At 71.1% G+C, this 19,460-nt stretch carries 17 protein-coding genes; 10 read left to right on the plus strand and 7 right to left on the minus strand.

Features of this window, described 5'->3' with window-relative positions; all coding sequences use genetic code 11:
- Nucleotides 1-128: 128 nt before the first annotated feature.
- On the minus strand, nt 129-1,187 hold the full coding sequence (locus ACIQD6_RS31420) for an ABC transporter substrate-binding protein (RefSeq protein ID WP_401889072.1): 1,059 nt from the start codon (nt 1,185-1,187) through the stop codon (nt 129-131).
- Nucleotides 1,188-1,397: 210 nt separating this feature from the next.
- On the opposite strand from ACIQD6_RS31420, the gene ACIQD6_RS31425 reads away from it, so the two are divergent.
- The 6 genes from ACIQD6_RS31425 to ACIQD6_RS31450 all read left to right on the plus strand — a co-directional run bounded on the left by ACIQD6_RS31425 (nt 1,398) and on the right by ACIQD6_RS31450 (nt 6,359).
- Nucleotides 1,398-2,375, plus strand: coding sequence for a FecCD family ABC transporter permease (locus ACIQD6_RS31425; RefSeq protein WP_401889075.1), 978 nt, complete (start codon nt 1,398-1,400; stop codon nt 2,373-2,375).
- Nucleotides 2,372-3,487 carry a FecCD family ABC transporter permease gene (locus ACIQD6_RS31430; protein WP_401889078.1) on the plus strand — a complete coding sequence of 372 codons (1,116 nt, stop codon included), beginning with the start codon at nt 2,372-2,374 and terminating at the stop codon, nt 3,485-3,487. The genes ACIQD6_RS31425 and ACIQD6_RS31430 overlap by 4 nt, the downstream gene beginning before the upstream one ends.
- A 336-nt stretch (nt 3,488-3,823) precedes the next feature.
- Nucleotides 3,824-4,255, plus strand: a complete 432-nt coding sequence (locus tag ACIQD6_RS31435) for a response regulator (RefSeq protein WP_401889080.1) — start codon at nt 3,824-3,826, stop codon at nt 4,253-4,255.
- Nucleotides 4,256-4,309: 54 nt separating this feature from the next.
- The gene (locus ACIQD6_RS31440; RefSeq protein WP_401889083.1) at nt 4,310-4,699 is read left to right on the plus strand and encodes a DUF6153 family protein; all 390 of its coding nucleotides are present in this window, start codon (nt 4,310-4,312) and stop codon (nt 4,697-4,699) included.
- An 86-nt stretch (nt 4,700-4,785) separates the two neighbouring features.
- A complete protein-coding gene (locus ACIQD6_RS31445; RefSeq protein ID WP_401889086.1) occupies nt 4,786-5,421 on the plus strand; it encodes a DUF305 domain-containing protein in 636 nt (211 codons plus the stop codon).
- Nucleotides 5,422-5,606: 185 nt separating this feature from the next.
- Nucleotides 5,607-6,359 (plus strand): Clp protease N-terminal domain-containing protein, encoded by a 753-nt coding sequence (locus ACIQD6_RS31450; RefSeq protein WP_401889088.1) that lies wholly within the window; start codon nt 5,607-5,609, stop codon nt 6,357-6,359.
- 79 nt (nt 6,360-6,438) lie between these two features.
- Here ACIQD6_RS31450 and ACIQD6_RS31455 read toward each other — a convergent pair whose 3' ends face one another.
- The 3 genes from ACIQD6_RS31455 to ACIQD6_RS31465 all read right to left on the minus strand — a co-directional run bounded on the left by ACIQD6_RS31455 (nt 6,439) and on the right by ACIQD6_RS31465 (nt 9,758).
- Nucleotides 6,439-6,840 (minus strand): nuclear transport factor 2 family protein, encoded by a 402-nt coding sequence (locus ACIQD6_RS31455; protein WP_401889091.1) that lies wholly within the window; start codon nt 6,838-6,840, stop codon nt 6,439-6,441.
- Nucleotides 6,841-6,897: 57 nt separating this feature from the next.
- On the minus strand, nt 6,898-8,325 hold the full coding sequence (locus ACIQD6_RS31460; RefSeq protein WP_401889094.1) for an aminobutyraldehyde dehydrogenase: 1,428 nt from the start codon (nt 8,323-8,325) through the stop codon (nt 6,898-6,900).
- 83 nt (nt 8,326-8,408) lie between these two features.
- A complete protein-coding gene (locus tag ACIQD6_RS31465; RefSeq protein WP_401889096.1) occupies nt 8,409-9,758 on the minus strand; it encodes an MFS transporter in 1,350 nt (449 codons plus the stop codon).
- Nucleotides 9,759-10,001: 243 nt separating this feature from the next.
- Here ACIQD6_RS31465 and ACIQD6_RS31470 point away from each other — a divergent pair, with 243 nt between their 5' ends.
- Nucleotides 10,002-11,201 (plus strand): helix-turn-helix domain-containing protein, encoded by a 1,200-nt coding sequence (locus tag ACIQD6_RS31470; protein WP_401889099.1) that lies wholly within the window; start codon nt 10,002-10,004, stop codon nt 11,199-11,201.
- 77 nt (nt 11,202-11,278) lie between these two features.
- Here the strand turns inward: ACIQD6_RS31470 and ACIQD6_RS31475 are convergent, their stop codons facing one another.
- The 3 genes from ACIQD6_RS31475 to ACIQD6_RS31485 form a co-directional block, all read right to left on the minus strand.
- The gene (locus ACIQD6_RS31475; protein ID WP_401889101.1) at nt 11,279-12,256 is read right to left on the minus strand and encodes a D-2-hydroxyacid dehydrogenase; all 978 of its coding nucleotides are present in this window, start codon (nt 12,254-12,256) and stop codon (nt 11,279-11,281) included.
- The gene (locus tag ACIQD6_RS31480; protein ID WP_401889103.1) at nt 12,249-13,724 is read right to left on the minus strand and encodes an NAD-dependent succinate-semialdehyde dehydrogenase; all 1,476 of its coding nucleotides are present in this window, start codon (nt 13,722-13,724) and stop codon (nt 12,249-12,251) included. Before ACIQD6_RS31480 ends, ACIQD6_RS31475 begins: the two co-directional genes overlap by 8 nt.
- Nucleotides 13,725-13,987: 263 nt before the next feature.
- Entirely contained in the window at nt 13,988-15,247 is a 1,260-nt protein-coding gene (locus ACIQD6_RS31485) for an aspartate aminotransferase family protein (RefSeq protein ID WP_401889105.1), read from the minus strand.
- 468 nt (nt 15,248-15,715) lie between these two features.
- Here ACIQD6_RS31485 and ACIQD6_RS31490 point away from each other — a divergent pair, with 468 nt between their 5' ends.
- The 3 genes from ACIQD6_RS31490 to ACIQD6_RS31500 all read left to right on the plus strand — a co-directional run bounded on the left by ACIQD6_RS31490 (nt 15,716) and on the right by ACIQD6_RS31500 (nt 19,371).
- Nucleotides 15,716-17,077, plus strand: a complete 1,362-nt coding sequence (locus tag ACIQD6_RS31490; RefSeq protein ID WP_401889108.1) for an MFS transporter — start codon at nt 15,716-15,718, stop codon at nt 17,075-17,077.
- A gap of 91 nt (nt 17,078-17,168) precedes the next feature.
- Nucleotides 17,169-17,834 (plus strand): haloacid dehalogenase type II, encoded by a 666-nt coding sequence (locus ACIQD6_RS31495; protein ID WP_401889110.1) that lies wholly within the window; start codon nt 17,169-17,171, stop codon nt 17,832-17,834.
- 142 nt (nt 17,835-17,976) lie between these two features.
- Nucleotides 17,977-19,371, plus strand: a complete 1,395-nt coding sequence (locus ACIQD6_RS31500) for an NAD(P)/FAD-dependent oxidoreductase (RefSeq protein ID WP_401889112.1) — start codon at nt 17,977-17,979, stop codon at nt 19,369-19,371.
- Nucleotides 19,372-19,460: the final 89 nt, after the last annotated feature.

Consider the following 19,460-nt stretch of genomic DNA (forward strand, 5'->3'; position numbering starts at 1 on the left):
CCTGCTGACAGCCTTCGAGCTCTCCCGGACGGCCGGGGCCCGACACCGGAGAGGGCGGGGTCCGTTGACGTACAGCGGTGTCAACGAACCCCGCCCTCGGGACGGATGGATCAGCGTGGTGCGGCGAGTCAGCCGGCCGCGGGGGCCACGTGCTTCTTGAGAACGGCGAGGACGTCACGGGCCGCCGTGGGGCCGGTGTTGAGGTAGAAGACGTCGTCGTCGACTGCCAGCGCGGTCTTGCCGGCGACGGCGGACAGCGTCGGCCACAGCGGCGCCTTGGTCAGCTCCGACGACTTGGCCTTGTCGCCCTGAACGCCGTAGAACAGCCAGTCGGCGTCGGCCCGGTCCAGCTGCTCGTTGCTGATGTCCTGCGACGTCTTGTCGAACCGCTGGCTCTCCGGGCGCCCGAGGCCCGCGTCCTCGGCGACGCTGCCGGTGAACGAGGGGACGCCGAAGACCCGCAGGCGGTCTCCGTTGAGGCGCAGGAACGACACCGTCACCGGCTTGTCGAGCGATGCGCCCAGCTTCTTGGCGTCCGCGTGGAAATCATCGAGGTAGGACTGTGCCCGCCCGGTCTTGCCCAGCCCGTCGGCGACGAGCAGGAAGTCCTGCTTCCAGTAGAGCCCGGTGCCCTGGGTGACGACGGTGGGCGCCAGAGCGCTCAGCGCCTTGTAGAGACCCTTGGCGTTCTTGCCCGCGGTGTTCATCAGGATCAGATCGGGATCGAGGTTCGCGATCGTCTCCAGGTTGGGGTCGACACGGGAACCCACGTCCGCGACCTTCCCCAGCCGCGCGGCGTCCTTCGGGAAATCCTTCTTCAAGTACCCGGGTATGACGTCCGCGCCCTCGCCCCGGGTCGAGCCCGCGGGCACCGTACCCAGTGTGAGCAGCGCGTCGGCCTGGCCGGTGGAGATCACCACGACCTTCTTGAGCGCGGCCTTGATGGTGGTGCTGCCTTCGAAGTGCTTGACGGTGCGCGGGAATTCGCCGTCCTTCTTGCCGCTGCCCATGCCCTTGGGCACGGTGCGGGGCGCGGTATGGGTCGTCGCCACGGCCGTCGGCGCGTCGGACGCGCCGGTGGCCGACGAGTCCGTCGAGTTGGCGGAACAGCCGCTGAGCAGCAGGGCGCCGGCTACGGCGACGCCGCTGACGACACGGGTGAGAGGGAGATCACGGAAGCGGTACACGATCTTTAGCTTAGGCTTCCCTAAGTGCGGATAAGTAGGTATGAGGGCCATGCGATAGATCACAAATCCGGAAGGGTGTGTTCCGACGATCCTGGGCGGGCGGAAGTCCGGCGGTCCGGCGGTGACCAGCCCGGCGGTCAACGGCCCGGCGAACGCCGGGGCGACGGTGGCAGTCCGCGCGCCGGCCGGCTCCGGAGCGGTGGGCGGGTCGTGGCTCTCGTGGTCTGTCTCGGCATCCTCGTACTGCTCCTCCTGGTCAGCCTGGGTGTCGGCGCGCGGAGTGTGCCCCTGGACACCGTGTGGCGCGTCCTGTTCCAGGACGACGGGAGCCCCGACGCCATCATCGTCTGGCGGCTGCGTGTGCCCCGTACCGCGCTGGCGATCGTCATCGGGGCGGCGCTGGCCCTGGCCGGTGTCGTCATGCAGGCCATCACCCGTAATCCGCTCGCCGAGCCGGGCATCGTGGGGGTCAACTCCGGTGCCTCGTTCGCCGTGGTGATCGCGATCGCCGGATTCCACGTCACCAGTGTGTCCGGCTATGTCTGGTTCGCCTTCGCGGGAGCCGTCCTGGCCGCGCTGGTCGTCTACACACTCACTTCCGGCGCCACCAGGAGCCATCACCACACCCGGCTCGTCCTGGCGGGAGCGGCGCTGTCGGCGAGCCTGGGCGCCTTCACCGGCATCCTCACCATGTTCAACACCACGGCCTTCGACTCGTACCGCTTCTGGGTGGTGGGGTCGCTGGAGAACCGGGGTACGGAAGCCCTTCCCGCGATCCTCCCCTTCGTCGTGGTCGGCATGCTGATCGCGCTCGTGCTCGGCCCGTCCCTCAACGCGCTGGCGCTGGGAGACGATGTCGGGGCGGCGCTCGGGCTCAGGGTGCCCTGGGTGCGCGCGGCCGGCTTTCTCTCGATCATGCTGCTGTGCGGGGCTTCGACCGCCGCCGCGGGGCCGATCGCGTTCGTCGGCCTGGTCGTCCCGCATGTGCTGCGCCTGCTCCTCGGCCCCGACCTGCGTTGGCTGTTGGCCTTCTCGCTGCCGGGCGGCGCCGTTCTGCTGCTCCTGAGTGACATCGTGGGACGGGTGATCGTCCCTCCCGGCGAGATCGAGGTGGGTATCGTCACCGCGTTCATCGGGGCCCCGGTGCTGCTGTGGCTCGTCGTACGACGCAAGGAGGTCGCCTCGTGACCGCCCTGCACGACCCCACACTCCGTCCGGCGGAGGAGCGTCCCGCGGACGCGCACGCCGACCGTGCCGCCGCCCCGGTCCGCGTGCTGCGGCTTCCCGGATCGATCACACTGCGCTACTCGGGCCGGGCCGCCGCCGTCATGGCCGTCCTGCTCGTGTGCTGCGCGGCGGTGTGGGCCCTCACCATGTTCACCGGTACGTACCGGATCGGCGCCGGCCAGGTCGTCGACGTACTCGCCGGTGGAGGATCCGGCGCCGACCGGTTCATCATCGTCGGCCAGCGGCTGCCGCGGGTCTGTGCCGCGCTGCTCGTCGGAGCGGCACTCGGCCTGTCCGGGGCGCTGTTCCAGAGTCTCTCGCGCAACCCGCTCGGCAGCCCGGACGTCATCGGGTTCACCACCGGTTCCACCAGTGGCGCGCTCGTGGTGATCCTGGCCGGCGGCGGGAGCGCCGGGCTGAGTGTCGGCGCGGGTTCCGTACTGGGCGGCCTGCTGACCGCCGTGGCCGTGTACGGGTTCACCGCGTCGCGGGGAGTCTCCGGAAACCGGCTGGTGCTCGGCGGCATCGCCATCGGCGCCATGCTCGCTTCGGTCAACGACTTCCTCATCACACGGGCCGACCTGGAGTCCGCGGAGAGCGCCAAGGCCTGGACCTTCGGCAGTCTCAACGCGGTGTCCTGGCCCCAGGTCACCCCGCTGGCGATCGCGCTGCCCGTTCTCGCCGTGGGGTCCCTGACTCTGGGCAGGCCGCTGCGGCTGATGGAGATGGGGGACGACACCGCGGGCGCGCTCGGGGTGAACATCCCACGTACCCGCACGCTGAGCCTGCTGCTCGGCGTCGCCCTGGCCGGCACGGCCATCGCCGTGGCCGGACCGATCGGCTTCCTCGCCCTGGCGGCCCCTCAGCTCGCCCGCAGGATCGTCCGCTCCCCCGGCCCGCCGATCGGGTCGGCCATGCTCGTGGGAGGGCTGATCCTCGCCACGGCCGACCTGCTGGCGCAGCGGATCCTCTCCCCCTTCCAGATCCCGGTGGGACTGGTCACCGGGGCGCTCGGGGGCCTCTACCTGCTGTGGCTGCTGTCGAGAGAGAAGAAGACCGCCCGGTCGCTGTGAGAGCCGGGCCGGTCGGCCGATGGCTCAGGGGTGAGCTCGCGAAGGTTCGGGGTACGGGGCCCGGACACGAGGGTTCAGGACACAGGGTCCGTACGGGCGGAGGGCATTCCGCTTCCCTGTGCCGCGCGGGCCGTCGGCCATGGCGCCGTACGGTCCGGGTGGCCGCGCGGGCCTGATCGCGCGGGCCGCCGGACCACCCGGGATGCGGCGTACCCTCTACATGACCTGCTGTTGTCCGGGGGGACGTGTCACCGAACCGGCCTTGCGCCGGAGCGGCTCGTCCCCGCCGTCACGGCCCCGCTCCCCCAACGACCCGCAAGAGAGCAGGAACAACCCGTGAACAGCCCCAGCCACACGTACGACGTTCTCCTCGTGGAGGACGATCCGGCAGACGCGCTGCTCATCGAGGAGGCCCTCCAGGAGCACGGGATGGCCCGTTCCATCACTCAGGCCGAGGACGGCCTGGCCGCGCTGGAATACCTGCGGGACACCGCCAACCCGCACCCCGACCTCATCGTGCTGGACCTCAACATGCCGCGCATGAACGGGCGCGAGCTGCTCACCGTCCTCAAGGACGATCCGCAGCTGCTGACCATCCCGGTCGTGGTCCTGACCACCTCGGGCGCCCCGGACGATGTGCGCTCCGCGTATCACCAGCACGCGAACGCCTATGTCGTCAAGCCGCTCGATCTGGACGACTTCATCCGGACCGTACGGAGCATCGACTCGTTCTTCCTCGAAACGGCGACCAAGGCACCCCGGAACTGACGCCCTTGGCGCGGGGCGGGCCGGGGCGCGACGTCGGGTGATTACGATGGCCGCATGAGACCGTCGGCACGGCCAGCGCCCCGGCCCCACGGGGCGCGGGCCGTTCTGCTGCTGGCGCTGACGGTGGTGGCCGGAGTGCTGGCGATGCACGGGCTGGCGATGTCTCCCCCCGTGGGGACTCACTCCGCCCCCTCGGCTCACGAGATGACGGCCGGCGCGCCGGACTGTGTACAGCCGGACCATGGGGGCGGCGGGCATCTGGCCCACGCTGACGCCACCTGCGCGGCCGCCGGTACGGGGACGGGCCCCGCGCCGCACATCCTCACCGCCTCGGCCCTGCCTTCCGGCACGGCTCACCCGACGACCGCACCGCGGCAGGCCCCCGGGGCCCCGCCGGGCGTACCTCCCCCCTCTCTGAGCGAACTGCAACTCCTGCGCATATAGGCGTGCCCCGCGGCCGGCCCTCCGTTTCGGGCCGGTGGCCGCTTCCGGCATGCCCCCTCTCACTCACGCACAGGAGTCGGTTCACCATGACCTCATACCGTCACCCCCTCGGCCGCGCTGCCCTCGCCGTGGCCATGACCGGAGCCGCGCTGGCACTCGCCGCCTGCGGCGCCGACGACGGCAGTTCCACGGGACACTCCGCCCATGAGGGCTCGTCCCCCTCCGCTTCGGCATCGGCCCCGGCTTCGGGCTCGGCGTCGCGGCACGACGCGGCGGACGTGTCCTTCGCGAAGGGCATGATCCCTCATCACCGGCAGGCCGTGGAGATGGCCGATCTCGCCGCCGGCCGGGCCTCCTCAGCCGAGGTGAAGACGCTCGCGTCCGAGATCAAGAAGGCCCAGGACCCGGAGATCAAGACCTTGTCGGGCTGGCTCACCGTCTGGGGCGAGGACGTTCCGGCGAAGGGCGCGACCGTTCACTCGGGGCACGCCATGTCCGGGATGATGAGCGGTGACGACATGGCCGGGCTGGAGAAGGCGTCCGGCAAGGCCTTCGACACCGCGTTCCTGGACCTGATGGTCAAGCACCACGAAGGCGCCGTCGCGATGGCCAGGACGGAGAAGGCCGAGGGCGCCCACCAGGGTGCCAAGGACATGGCCGACGACATCATCGCTTCCCAGACGGCCGAGATCACCCGGATGAAGACCCTCCTCGGTTCGTAGCACCGAGGTTCCGCCGGGGGCCGCGTCGAACGGCGTGGCCCCCGGCTTCCGGGAAGGGTTCCCACTCGGCACGGGGCACGCGGCCTTCCTTTGCCACCGCTGAACGCACCGAACCCCGATCAGCGGACCCACTTGTCGTCAACTCAGGGTTGACGATTCTCCATGCGTCAACCTATGGTTGACGCATGGAGAATCCAGTCCAGCTGTCGAATCCAGTCCGCCTCGACGACCTGATCGAGGCCATCAAGAAGACCCACTCCGACTCACTCGACCAGTTGTCCGACGCGGTCATCGCCGCGGATCACCTCGGCGACGTGGCAGACCACCTGATCGGCCACTTCGTGGATCAGGCGCGGCGCTCCGGCGCATCCTGGACGGACATCGGCCGGAGCATGGGGGTCACCAAGCAGGCAGCCCAGAAGCGCTTCGTCCCGAAGACGCCCGGCGAGCCGTCGGATCTCGATCCCAGCCAGGGATTCGGGCGGTTCACGGATCGGGCGAGGAACGTCGTCGTGGCGTCACAGAACGAGGCCCGCGCTGCCGGAAACCTCGAAATCCTTCCCGAGCACCTGGTGTTGGGGCTCCTGAGCGAGCCGGACGGACTCGCCGCGAAGGCGATCGTCGCGCGGGACGTTTCGCCGGAGACCGTCCGGCGGACCGTCACCGCGACGCTGCCGCCGGCGGCCGATTCGGTGCCCGAGCTCATTCCGTACGACGCACGGGGCCGGAAGGCGCTGGAACTCACCTTCCGGGAGGCCGTGCGGATGGGCCACAACTATGTCGGGACCGAGCACATCCTGCTCGCGCTGCTGGAGCTGGAGGACGGCGCGGGGGTGCTGGCCGGGCTCGGTATCGACAAGGCGTCCGCCGAGGCCGACATCAAGGATGCCCTGGCCGCCATCATCGCCGCCCGCGAGAGCGAGCTGAACCAGGGGTGAAAGCCCACCGGGCAGGACGCGCCTGTACAGCGTGTCCTGCCCGGTGAGCCCCACGAGCGGGCGGAGGCGCCCGGACAGGTCAGCTCTTCGCGAGTTGTCGCTGGACGGCTGCCATGTCCCAGAACGCCTTCTGCCGTGCGATGCGGCCGTCGGGGCCCACCTCGTAGGTGTTGACACCTTCGAAGTCGGCGCCGCGCCCGTCCGCCTCGACATGACAGGTCCAGGTGACGGCCGCCTGGTCACCTCCGTAGAAGTAGGTGACCGGCCGGAGCCTCATGACCGGGAACGCGTCGAAGATGCCCTGCTGGAACGCCCGGAGGGCCTCCCTGCCGACGACCGGCTCCCCTCCCACCGGATCCTCACTGCGGCCGTCCGGCATGAAGTTGTCCGCCCACGCCGCCGCGTCCCGGTCGGCGACGGCGGCGAAATACCGGGCGACGGCGGCCTCGGCGGGGAAGCCGTCGGGGCTGGGCTCTGTCACAGGTGATTCCTTTCCTCGTGGTCACGGAACGGTGCCTGCTTACTGAGCGGGGCGTGGTTACGGAGCGGTGTGGGAGACCATGACGTGCTTGACGCGGGTGTAGTCGTCGAAGCCGTAGCGGCTGAGGTCCCGTCCGGTGCCGGACTGCTTGTAGCCGCCGTGCGGCAGCTCCGCCAGGATCACCTGGTGGCAGTTGAGCCAGACACAGCCGAAGTCCAGCTCCGCGCTGACCCGCGTCGCGCGGCCCAGGTCACTCGTCCACACGCTGGAGGCCAGGCCGAAGTCGACGCCGTTCGCGAGCGCCAGCGCCTCCTCCTCGGTGTCGAAGGGCTGGACGGTGACGACAGGCCCGAACGTCTCCTGCTGGACCACGTCGTCGTCCTGCCGGACCCCGGAGACGACGGTCGGCGGGAAGAAGTAGCCGGGGCGGTCCACACGCGTTCCGCCGGTCTCCACCACGGCGTACTCCGGCAGCCCCTCGATGACCGCACCGACCCGTTCGGCCTGGCCGGCGCTGTTGAGCGGGCCGTAGAAGGCGTCCTCGGACGGGTCGCCGGTGCGGGTGTCGCGCGCCGCCGCCACGAGCGCGGCGAGCAGCGCGTCATGGGCCTCACGCTGTACCAGCACCCGGGTGACGGCCGTACAGTCCTGGCCCGCATTGAAGAACGCGGCGTCGGCCAGGGAACGCGCGGTGCGCGTCGGATCGACGTCCGCGAAGACGATCGCGGGCGCCTTGCCGCCGAGTTCCAGGTGGATGTTCTTCAGGTCGGCCGCGGCGGCCGTCATGACCTGGGACCCCGCGCGGGTGCTGCCGGTGATCGCGACCATGTCCACGTCCGGGTGGGAGACCAGGGCGCGGCCGGTGTCCCGGTCACCGCAGACGATGTTGACGACGCCGGGCGGGAACGCCTGCGCGGCGAGTTCACCGAGCAGCACGGTGGACCACGGTGTGGTGTCGGACGGCTTCAGTACGACGGTGTTCCCGGCGGCGAGGGCGGGACCGAGCTTCCACACGGCCATCATCAGCGGGTAGTTCCACGGCGTCACCTGGCCGATGACACCGACCGGCTCCCGGCGGACGTACGAGGTGTGTCCCTCGGTGTACTCCCCCGCCGCCAGCCCCTCCAGCACCCGGGCCGCCCCGGCGAAGAAGCGCAACTGGTCCACACAGCGGTCGACTTCCACGACCCGGGTGGTCTCCGACGGTTTGCCGGTCCCGCGCACCTCGGCCGCCAGCAGACGGTCGGCGTGCTCGGCGACGAGGTCGGCCAGCCGCAGCAGGGCGGCCTGGCGCTGGGCCGGCGTGCTGCGCCGCCAGCCGGTGAAGGCACGTCGGGCGGCGGCGACCGCGGTGTCGACGTCGGCGGCGGACGACCGGGGCGCGGTGCCGTAGACCTCGCCGGTGGCGGGATCGGTCAGGTCCATGCGCCCTGCCACCTCGGCCGCTTCGCCGTCGATGATGTTGTGCAGAGACAGGTCGGACATACGGGTGCTCCTTGCACGGGTGGATGACCGTGGCCCGGGGGGCCGGCGGTCGTGGGCTGTTTCGGTTCGATCGGCCCGTTCGATCAGGACGTCGGCCGCCTCGGCGCCGAGGCGGCGGTGCGGCGTGCCAACGGCGGTCCGGCGGCGTAGGAACCGGCGACCGTGAAGGCCGAGAGGAGTACGAGCAGCAGGGCGACGCTCCACGAGGCGCCGTCGGCGGTGTCGACCAGCCAGGTCGCGATGAGCGGCAGGAATCCGGCGGCCACACCGGCGAGGTTGTAGGACACCGCCACGGCGCTGTAGCGGAACGTCTCGGGAAACATCCCGGTGATCACGGCCCCGATCGGGGCGTACGGAATGGAGACGGCGCCGATACCGAGGGCCACACCGAGGATCACCAGGCCGGTCTGTCCGGTGTCGACCAGCCAGAAGACGGGGAAGGCGACCAGCATCGAGATCACACCGCCCGCGGCGCACACCTTCCAGGCGCCGATCCGGTCGGCCGCCCGCCCGGCGACGAACAGGACGGCGATCTCCACCACCGAGCCGATGACGGTGGCGGTCAGCATCACGGATTTGTCGATGCCGAGCTGTTCGGTGCCGTAGGAGATGATGAAGGTGCTGAGCAGGAAGAACCCACCGATGCCGAGCAGCGCGGCGGCGACCGCGACGATCATCCGGCCCCAGCTCCTGCGGAACGCCTCGATGAGCGGCGCGGGCGGCGGGCCGTTGCGCTCCGCGTCCGCGAGCATGGCGCGGAAGACCGGTGACTCCTCGATACGGAGCCGCAGGTAGAGCGCGAACACCAGCAGTCCGAACGCGGCGAGGAAGGGAACGCGCCAGCCCCAGGAGTAGAACGCTTCGTCGGGCAGCAGCCCCACGAGGGCGAAGGCACCGCTGGAGAGCAAGGTGCCTACGGGCGAACCGAGTTGGGGGATGGAGGAGTAACTGCCGTGTTTTTCCTTCGGTGTGTGTTCGAGGGTGAGCAGCATGGCGCCGCTCCACTCGCCGCCCACCGAAATGCCCTGCATGAAGCGGAGGGTCGCCAGCAGGACGGGGGCCCAGACCCCGATGGTGTCGTACGACGGCAACAGGCCGATGCACCCGGTGGTGACGCCCATCAGGACGACGGTGATGATCAGCGCGGCCTTGCGTCCGTAGCGGTCGCCGATGTGGCCGAAGAGCGCGGCACCGATCGGGCGGGCGACGAAGCCGACGGCGAAGGTGCTGAAGGACGCGATGGTACCGACGGTCGGGTCGAGGCTGGGGAAGAAGAGCTTGTTGAAGACGAGGGCGGCGGCGGTGCCGTAGAGGAAGTAGTCGTACCACTCCAGCGCGGTGCCGGTGAAGGCAGCCGTCAGCAGTCGCCTGATGTCGGACTCGCTCGGTCCTGTGGCTGGTGGGGCGGCGGCGGGAACGGTGGAGTCGCTCACACTTGCTCCTGGCAGGGGGCTGACGGTGGGGGACGGACACGGTGGGGGACGGTCGGGGAGGACGGAGGGCGGGTGTGTGGAGGAGGTCGAGCGGTGGTGTCAGGAATCAGAAGTCAGATGCACTGCCGTGACCTCCTGAGTGCGCGTTGCCCGGTGTGGATTTCCGAGATTCCTCAGCATCCCCGCACAACAGGGGACCGCCAACGTTGAAACATCGCCAATGAGAGGTCCAGGATTGTGCACATGCACGATCACCTGACCGCACTGCCCGATCCGACGCCCCGTGTCGTCCAGCTTGCCGAGGCCTGTCTGGACGACATCGATCAGCTGACCGGGGAATGGATCGATGTCGTCCGGCCGGTACGGTCCTCGTACGCCGACCGCGTCCCCGACCAGGAGTTCCGGAGCGCGGCCCGGCACGCCTTCGAGTTGCTGCTGCGTACCGTCGCCCAGCTCCGGGTGCCCGACGAGGTGGCGGCGGTGTCCGAACAGGTCGGTGAGCGGCGGGCCCGCCAGGGGGTGCCGCTGGAGGCCCTGCTGGACGCGGCGCGGCTGGACTTCCGGGTCGTGTGGGGGGCCATGGTCAACCGGGCGGCCCCCGAGGACATGGCCCAGCTCGCGGCGTCCGCGTACCACGTCTGGGAGGCCGTCGAGGGGCACGTCACCGGCATCATGCGGGCCTACCAGCGCACGGTGCTGGAAATGGGGCGCCGGGCGGAGGACGAGCGGCGGATGTGGTTCGCCCGCCTGCTCGACAACGCCGGCCGCAATCCGACGGTCGTACGCGACGCGGGCCTGGCACTGGGCTTCGAAGGCTCGGGCCGGTTCCTCTGCGCGGCCGCGGCCGCGCGGGACGGGGCCAGGCTGCTGCGGGCGACGGCGGCATTGCGCGCCGCCGGGGTCACCCTCCAGCAGCAGCCGGTCGCCTCGGACGAGGTACTCACCGTCCAGCTGGGGGCCCGGGTCACCCCGCAGATCGTGCTGGCCCAGTTGAGCGACGTACCGTGCGGCGTGTCGCCGGTGGTGGAGGGGCTGGCTTCGGTGCCGCGCGCGGTCCTGCTCGCCACTGCCACGGCGCGGGTCCTCCCGGCCGGGGAGTCGGGGCCGCGACGGCTGGAGGACAGCTGGCTGGACGTGCTGGTCCACCGGACGGAAGAGCTGAGCGGTGAGCTCGCCGACGATGTGCTGGGCGGGCTGAACGCGACCGGGGTGGCCGACGTCGAGACGGAGCGTCTGCTGGAGACGGTCCAGACGCACCTGGCGGGCACCGGCTCCATCGTGGACACGGCCGCCGCGCTGTACTGCCACCGCAACACGGTGCAGCAGCGCTTCAACCGGTTCCATGAGCTCACCGGGCGGGATGTACGCCGCCCCGAGGACGCGGCGCTCATCGCGCTCGCTCTCCGCGCCCGGGAACAGCGCTCCGTGACGCGGCAGAACTGACGGGCCGCCCCGGACCGACGCCGGAAGGGCGGGCCGGCCGGGCGGGTGCCGACGGTGGGTTCACGGCGGGTGTCCGCTCATCCCGGGCGGTCCGTGACGTACCCGTGGCTCTTGTCGACCACGTTGCGCAGCGGCCGGCCCTCGGTTCTGCGGATCAGGTTGTCGAGGAACAGGTCGGCCAGGTCGGTGCGCCAGGTGGTCACCTCACCGGCGGTGTGCGGGGAGACGATGACACCGGGCAGGTCCCACAGCGGGGAGCCGACGGGCAGCGGTTCCTGGGCGAAGACGTCCAGGGCGGCGCCCGCCAGCCGCCCCTCGGCGAGGTGGGCGACGAGCGCCTCCTCGTCCACCAGCGGCCCTCGCCCGACGTTGACCAGCCGGGCGCCCGGCTTCATCGCCGCCAGCACGGACGCGTCGACCATGCCCCGGGTCGCCGGGGTGAGAGGCGCGGCCAGCACCACGTAGTCCGCGTCGGCCAGGGCCGTACGAAGGGTGCCGGGGCCGTGCACCGTACCGAAGTCCGGGTCGTCCGCGGACGGCTCGCGTCCCGCGCCGCGCACCCGCATGCCGACCGCGCGCAGCAGCCGGGCGACGGCCCGGCCGATCGGCCCGGTGCCCCAGACCAGGACGGTCCGGCCGCCGACGCGTTCGCTGTCGCGCGGCCGCCATTCGTGGCGCCGCTGGTGCTCCCAGGTTCCGGGCAGGTCCTTGGCGAGGGCGAGTATCAGGCCCAGGACGTATTCGGCGATCGGCTGGTCGTACACACCGCGCGAGTTGGTGAGGACGACGTCCGGGTTGTCGACCAGGGCGGGGAAGAGGAACGGTTCCACGCCGGCGGCGGCCACATGCACCCACCGGGGCGCCTTCGCCGGGTCGTCGGGCCAGGCCTCGGCGACCGCCTGGGTGAGCGGCCACCAGGCGAGGAGCGCGTCGGCGCCGGGGAGGAAGAGCGGCAGTTCCTCCTCCGTCGCGTACACCGTCTCGGCGAGCGCTTCGATCCGCCGGCTGTTGGCCGGCAGGTGGGTCTTGTGCAGGATGACCAGACGGCTAGCCACGGCTGCCGCCGTACGGGATGGCGAGGTACTTGTACTCCAGGAACTCCTCGATGCCGACCCGGCCCCCCTCCCGGCCGAGCCCGGACTGCTTGACGCCGCCGAACGGCGCGGCGGGGTTGGAGACGAGGCCGGTGTTGACGCCGACCATGCCGGTCTCCAGCCGTTCGCCGACCCTCAGCGCCCGGTCCAGGTCGCGGGTGAACAGGTAGCCGACCAGGCCCCATTCGGTGTCGTTGGCGGCGGCCAGCACCTCGTCCTCGTCGTCGAAGGGGATGATGGCCGCGACCGGTCCGAAGATCTCGGTGCGCATCAGCTCCGAGTCCGCCCGCACATCGGTCAGCACGGTGGGCGGGTAGAAGTGGCCGGGCCCGTCGGGGGTCTCGCCGCCGACCAGGACCTTGGCGCCGCGCCGTACGGCGTCGTGCACGAGCGCGTCGGCCTTGCCCCGGCCGGTGGCGTCGATCAACGGCCCGACGTCGGTGCCCGGTTCGGTGCCGGGGCCCACGCTGAGGGCGCCCATCCGTTCGGCGAGGCGGCCCGCGAACTCCCCGGCGACCGAGCGGTGGACGAACATCCGGTTGGCGGCGGTGCACGCCTCGCCCATGTTGCGCATCTTGGCGACCATCGCGCCGTCGAGCGCGGCATCGAGGTCGGCGTCCTCGAAGACGATGAAGGGGGCGTTGCCGCCCAGCTCCATCGAGGTGCGTACGACGGTGTCCGCGCACTGGGCGAGGAGGATCCGGCCGACCTGGGTGGAGCCGGTGAAGGAGAGTTTACGGATCTGTCCGCCGCGCAGCAGGGGCTCGACGACCCCGGCCGCGTCCGAGGTGGGAACGACATTGAGCACCCCGGGCGGCAGCCCCGCCTCGGTCAGGATCCCGGCGAGCGCGAGGCTGGACAGCGGGGTCTGCGGGGCCGGCTTGAGCACCATGGTGCAGCCCGCCGCGACGGCGGGGCCGATCTTGCGGGTGCCCATCGCCAGCGGGAAGTTCCACGGGGTGATCAGCATGCAGGGGCCGACGGGCTGGCGCATGACCAGGATGCGGTTGGCGCCGTCGGGGGTCGTGGACAGGCCGCCGTCGATGCGTACGGCCTCCTCGGAGAACCAGCGGAAGAACTCGGCCGCGTAACGGACCTCGCCCCGCGCCTCGGCCAGCGGTTTGCCCATCTCCAGGGTCATGAGCAGGGCGAGCTCTTCGGTCCGGTCCAGGATGATCTCGTACGCCCGGCGCAGGATCTCGCTGCGCTCGCGCGGCGCGGTGGCCGCCCAGCCGGGCTGGGCGGCGACGGCCGCGTCCAGCGCGAGCCGGCCGTCGGCGGGAGAGGCGTCGGCGATCTCGCAGAGGATCTCGCCGGTGGCCGGATTGTCCACGGCCAGGGTCCGGCCCGACTCCGCGTCCTGCCACTGGCCCGCGATGAACAGCTGCTGGGGGACGTCGGTCAGCACGGTGGTCTCGGTGGTGCTCATGGGCGGATGCCTCCCGGCGGGTTCGGATCGAGGAGTCGGGCCGGCTCTGCGGCGGCGGGGCGCACGGCGCGATGTCCTGCGCGATGTCCGGCGCGTTGTTACGGGTGCGGCGCGGGGGATGCGCCCGGTGTGCCGTACGGGTGCGCCGCGCCGGGCCGGCGGGTGCGATGAAGTTGAGGTGCTGGGCTGGGCGGCGAGGTGCTGTCAGGTGCGGTTGCGGTGAGCCGTTCCGGCCGGCGGCCCGAGCCGCCGGCCGGGATCGCTCAGGCCGCGCCGGTTCCCGTGCGCACCGCCGCCGACCAGGCACGCAGCCCGTCGTCGATGGCGGTCTCATCGACGATCAGCGCCGGAATCATCCGGACGACGTTGCCCCACGGGCCGCAGAGCAGCAGGAGCAGGCCCTCCTCGGCGGCGGCCTGCTGGACACGGAGCGCCGTGGCCGCGTCGGGCTCGCCGTCCTCCGTGACGAACTCGCTGGCCAGCATCAGACCGAGGCCGCGTACGTCGCCGATGGCCGGGGTCTTGGCCGCGACGTCCTCCAGGCCCGCGCGCAGCCTCGCGCCCATGGCCGCGGCATTGGCGACCAGGCCCTCCTCCCGGACGACTTCCAGGGTGGCGACGGCGGCGGCGCAGGCGACGGCGTTGCCCCCGTACGTACCGCCCTGGGAACCGGGGCGGGCCTTGTGCATCAGCTCTTCCGACGCGGCGATGCCGGACAGCGGGAAGCCGCTGGCCAGGCCCTTGGCGGTGACCAGGATGTCGGGGCGCACCCCGAAGTGGTCATGACCCCAGAACCGGCCGGTACGGCCGACGCCGGTCTGCACCTCGTCGAGGATCAGCAGGATGCCGTGCCGGTCGGCACGCTCCCGCAGCCCGGTGAGGAAGGCCGTGTTGGCGGGGACGTAACCGCCCTCGCCGAGGACCGGTTCCACGATGATCGCGGCCGTGTCGTCAGGGTCGGAGACGGTCTGGAGGAGCTGGTCGAACTCGCGCAGCGCGAAGCGGGTCGCGGTCTCCTCGTCCCAGCCGTAGTGGAAGGCGTTCGGGAAGGGGGTGATGACGACGCCGCCCATGAGCGGGCCGAAGCCGGTGCGCACCTTCGTGCCCGAGGTGGTCATCGAGGCGGCGGCGACCGTTCGGCCGTGGAAACCGCCCTGGCAGACGACGATGTTGGGCCGGCCGGTGGCGTGCCGGGCGAGCCGTACCGCGGCCTCGACGGCCTCACTGCCGGAGTTGGCGAAGAACAGGCTGTCCAGTCCCTCGGGGAGCACCTGGCCGAGCGAGTCGACCAGCCGCTGGAGGGGCTGGTGCATGACGGTGGTGTACTGCCCGTGGATGAGCGTGGCCACCTGCTCCTGTGCCGCGGCCACCACCTTGGGGTGGCAGTGTCCGGTGCTGGTCACCCCGATACCGGCGGTGAAGTCCAGATACCGGCGGCCGTCCACCCCGTACAGATGGACGCCTTCGCCGCGTTCGGCGACGACGGGGGTCGCTTGGCGCAGATGCTCGGACAGTGCAGTCATCAGGGCTCTCCCACGCGTGAGGCGCTACGGACCGATCACCCTCACCGTGACCGGCGGGGGCGGTGGACTGCAAGGGGCAGTCTGTTCACGCCGTGGGCGGGGTCTGGACACTCTGTCAGGAGCGGACCCGGGCGGAACCGGTCCGGCTCCGGTACGGCCCCGGACCGGACAGAGTGTCCACCAGGTGGCGTGCGACGCAACACCGTGGCCGTTGACGGTGAACAGGCCGCTCAACCATCGTGAGGGCCACCCGGATCACGCCCTCGGGCCCACCCGGCCCGGTCCCCACCCGTAGCACCCCCAGCACGCCCCACGCGACCCGCCGCGGTCCCGAGCGACGCACGTGCGGTGACGTTCAGTGCGCACTGCCCCGGTGCGTATCCGCCGCCGCTCGGCACACCCAGCCCCACAGCCGCCCGCATCGGCCTGTGTCCTCTCGCACTCTCCTCGTCCCCAGGAGGCTCGAGCATGCCCTTGTCCCATGCCCCTGACACCGCCGTGAACGCCACACGCCTCGACGACGTACCGGTCACGGGCTTCCACCGCCGGATCGTCGCCATCGCCATGGGCGGGCCGTTCTGCGACGGCTATCTGCTCGGCATCATCGCGGTGGCGCTCGGCCTGATCACCCCGGCCCTGCGGCTCGACGCCGTATGGACGGGGCTGGTCGCCGCGTCCGTCCTGGTCGGCGTCTTCTTCGGCGGCGCGATCTTCGGGCCGATCACGGACCGCGTCGGACGCCACCTGATGTACATCCTCAACCTGGTCGCGTTCGTCATCGGCTCGGCCTTGCAGTTCTTCGTCACGGAGCCCTGGCAACTGCTGGTGCTGCGGCTGTTCGTGGGGATCGCGATCGGCGCCGACTACCCCATCGCCTCGGCCCTCACGACGGAGTTGGTGCCGCGCAAGCTGCGTGGCCCCGCCCTGTCCGGACTGGTGCTGTCCTGGTGGGTCGGGTACGGCGTCAGCTACTGGGTCGGATGGCTGCTGCTCGGCCTCGGCGACGACGCCTGGCGCTGGATGCTCGCCTCCGGCGCGGTGCCCGCGCTGATCTTCCTCTGTATGCGGGCCGGCGTACCGGAGTCGCCGAGGTGGCTGGCCTCACGCGGCCGTCTCGAAGAGGCGAAGGCTGTCGTCCACCGGTACTACGGCCCCGGCGTGGACACGGAGGAACTCGTCTCCGAGAGCCGCCAGAAGCGCCGCGGCGGAACGGGACTCGGCAATCTGGTGGAGGTGTTCCGCCGCGGCTACGGCGTCCCCGTGCTCTTCTGCTCGGTCTTCTGGATCTGCCAGGTCGCGCCGGCCTTCGCCGTCCGGTCGTTCCAGCCGCAGATGCTGGAATCGTTCGGCGTGGCCGGCACCTTCGGCGCGAGCGCCCTGATCACCACCATCGCGGTGGCCGGGATCGCCCTCGGTCTGCTGCTGATCAACCGGACGGGCCGTCGTGCGCTGCTCATCAGCAGCTTCGTCGGCGTCAATGTGTCGCTGCTCGCGCTCATCGTGCTGCCGCTGCACTACGCGTTCGTGGTGGTGGCGCTCTTCGCCGCCTTCCAGTTCTTCGAAGCGGCGGGCAGCGGGCTGCAGTTCGTGTATCCGAGTGAACTGTTCCCCACCGATCTGCGGGCCACCGGTGTCGGCATCGCCACCGCCATGAGCCGGGTCGGCTCGGCCGCCAGTACCTTTCTGCTGCCGTTGGCCACCGTCGATCTGGGTGTCCGGGGCACGCTCGGCATCGGACTGGCGATCACTCTCGTCGGTCTCGGGGTATCGGTGTTCCTCGCCCCTGAGACCAAGGACCTCGGTCTGGCCGAGGCCAGCGAACGCGCCTGACGTCTCGTCTCCGCCTCCCGCCTCTCACCTCCCGCCTCCCGCCTCTCGCCTCCCGCCTCTCGCCTTCGGAAACTTCGAGAAAGGCTCTCTCATGCGCAAGCTCGTCTCCTTCGACTGCTACCGCACGCTCATCAACTACGACACCCAGAGCGCCACCCACGAGATCGTCAAGGACCGGCTCACCGAGTTCGGCATCGACCCGAAGCAGTTCCACCACGACGCGTATGTCATGCGTTTCCAGGGTGTGGTGGACGAATACCGGCCGTTCCGGGACGTCATCCGCCGCACCCTGCGCAATGTCATGCTGCTGCACGGCCTGGAGTACCGGGACGAGGACGGCGAGGCGCTGATCGAGGCCATCAAGAGGTTCCGGCCGTTCCCGGAGGTCCCGGACGCGCTGCGCCGGCTGAAGAGCGAGTACGACATCGCCATCATCTCCAACAGCCAGGACGACCTGATCAGTTACGCGGTCGAGGCCCTCGGCGTCGACTTCGACCATGTCATCACCGCCGAGCAGGCCGGCGCGTACAAACCGCTGCCGCAGGCGTTCGAGTACCTGATGACGGCCGTCGGCCGGGGCCCGGAGGACATCATCCACACGGCCCAGGGCTGGGAGTACGACATCATGCCGACCAAGCGGTACGAGGGCATGCGGCGGATCTGGGTGAACCGGTACGGCTTCCCCGGCTCGGCCGCCTATCAGCCGTACGAGGAGATCAAGGACCTGTCCGAGCTGCCCGGCCTGCTCGGCGTCTGACGCCCCGACCGGATCCGGCGCCTCCCGTCGCGCGTCTCTCCTGTTCGCGCGTCTCTCCCCTTCGCGCCTCCCCGCGTCGCGGTCTCCCTCCGTAGCGCCTTGCTCCCCGCCCGCTCCTCCCTCACCGCCGCGAAAGGACACCATGACCGCCACCACGGCCGACAGCCCGGCGCCCCTCAACGGCCGCGTCGCCCACTGGTACGCCGAACTGCCCTCCCCCCGCCCGGCGTTGCCCGGCGACCGGGACGCCGATGTGTGCGTCGTCGGCGCCGGACTGACCGGCCTGTGGACGGCGTACTACCTCAAGAAGGCCGAACCGTCACTGCGGATCACCGTCCTGGAGGCCGAGTTCGCGGGCTTCGGCGCCTCCGGCCGCAACGGGGGCTGGGCCTCGGGCCTGGTCCCCGGCGCCCGCGACCGGCTGGCGAAAACCTACGGGCGCGAGGCCGTACTCGACTGGCAGCAGGCCATGAACGAGGCCGTCGACGAGCTGATCGCCGTCGCCGCCCGCGAGGGCATCGACGCGGACATCGTCAAGGGCGGAACCCTGCGGGTCGCCCGTACCCCCGCCCAGGCCACCCGGCTGCGCCACAAGATCGAACAGGACCACGAATGGGGTGTGCCGGAGTCGGTCCTGCTCACCCCCGGTGAGGCGGCCGGGCGCATCCGTGTCGCGGGCACGACCGCGGCGGCCTTCACACCGCACTGTGCCCGTCTGCAGCCGGCCGCCCTGGTCCGGGGGCTCGCCGACACCGTCGAACGGATGGGGGTCACCCTCTACGAGAAGTCCCCGGTCGCTGTCATCGAGTCGGGCCGCGCGGTCACCCCGCACGGAACCGTCAGCGCGCCGGTCGTCCTGCGCGCGACCGAGGGATTCACCGCGTCCCTCAAGGGACTGCGACGCGCCTGGCTTCCCATGAACAGCTCGATGATGGTCACCGAGCCCCTGCCCGCGCGGATGTGGGAGGAGATCGGCTGGGCGGGCCGCGAGACGCTCGGCGACACCGCACACGGCCATATGTACGCCCAGCGCACCCCGGACGACCGGATCGCGATCGGCGGACGGGGCGTCCCGTACCGCTTCGGTTCGCGCACCGACGACGGAGGCCGGGTCAGCGGCCGTACGATCAGCCAGCTCACCGCGACGCTGTACCGGATGCTGCCGCAGACCGAGGGGGTACGGGTGGACCACGCCTGGTGCGGAGTCCTCGCGGTACCGCGCGACTGGTCGGCGACCGTCGGCCTGGACCGGTCCACCGGTCTCGGCTGGGCGGGCGGCTATGTCGGCCACGGCGTGACCTCCACCAATCTGGCCGCACGCACCCTGACCGACCTCGTACTGGAGCGGGAGACCCGGCTGACCCGGCTGCCCTGGACCGGGCACCGGCCCGGCACCTGGGAGCCGGAGCCGTTCCGCTGGCTCGGGGTGCGCGGACTGTATGTCGCCTACCGGCTGGCGGACCGCCACGAGGCCGGGGGCAGGACCCGTACCTCCCCCATCGCCACCGTCGCCGATCTCATCGCCCGGCGGCCCTGACGCGGCCGCGAACACGGCCCTGAGCTCCTGGATGCGGTACGGGACGCGGTACGGGGCGCGCCTGAGCAGCACCATTACGCCCTTGCGCC

Source organism: Streptomyces sp. NPDC088400 (assembly GCF_044753355.1).
In the GTDB taxonomy this organism is placed as follows: domain Bacteria; phylum Actinomycetota; class Actinomycetes; order Streptomycetales; family Streptomycetaceae; genus Streptomyces.

Bases quoted from the DNA above. Each gene is read 5' to 3' on its own strand.
- ACIQD6_RS31460 (WP_401889094.1), bottom strand. From the start codon at position 8,325: ATGTCCGACCTGTCTCTGCACAACATCATCGACGGCGAAGCGGCCGAG.
- ACIQD6_RS31440 (WP_401889083.1), top strand. From the start codon at position 4,310: ATGAGACCGTCGGCACGGCCAGCGCCCCGGCCCCACGGGGCGCGGGCC.
- ACIQD6_RS31445 (WP_401889086.1), top strand. From the start codon at position 4,786: ATGACCTCATACCGTCACCCCCTCGGCCGCGCTGCCCTCGCCGTGGCC.
- ACIQD6_RS31450 (WP_401889088.1), top strand. From the start codon at position 5,607: ATGGAGAATCCAGTCCAGCTGTCGAATCCAGTCCGCCTCGACGACCTG.
- ACIQD6_RS31500 (WP_401889112.1), top strand. From the start codon at position 17,977: ATGACCGCCACCACGGCCGACAGCCCGGCGCCCCTCAACGGCCGCGTC.
- ACIQD6_RS31480 (WP_401889103.1), bottom strand. From the start codon at position 13,724: ATGAGCACCACCGAGACCACCGTGCTGACCGACGTCCCCCAGCAGCTG.
- ACIQD6_RS31490 (WP_401889108.1), top strand. From the start codon at position 15,716: ATGCCCTTGTCCCATGCCCCTGACACCGCCGTGAACGCCACACGCCTC.
- ACIQD6_RS31485 (WP_401889105.1), bottom strand. From the start codon at position 15,247: ATGACTGCACTGTCCGAGCATCTGCGCCAAGCGACCCCCGTCGTCGCC.
- ACIQD6_RS31470 (WP_401889099.1), top strand. From the start codon at position 10,002: ATGCACGATCACCTGACCGCACTGCCCGATCCGACGCCCCGTGTCGTC.
- ACIQD6_RS31495 (WP_401889110.1), top strand. From the start codon at position 17,169: ATGCGCAAGCTCGTCTCCTTCGACTGCTACCGCACGCTCATCAACTAC.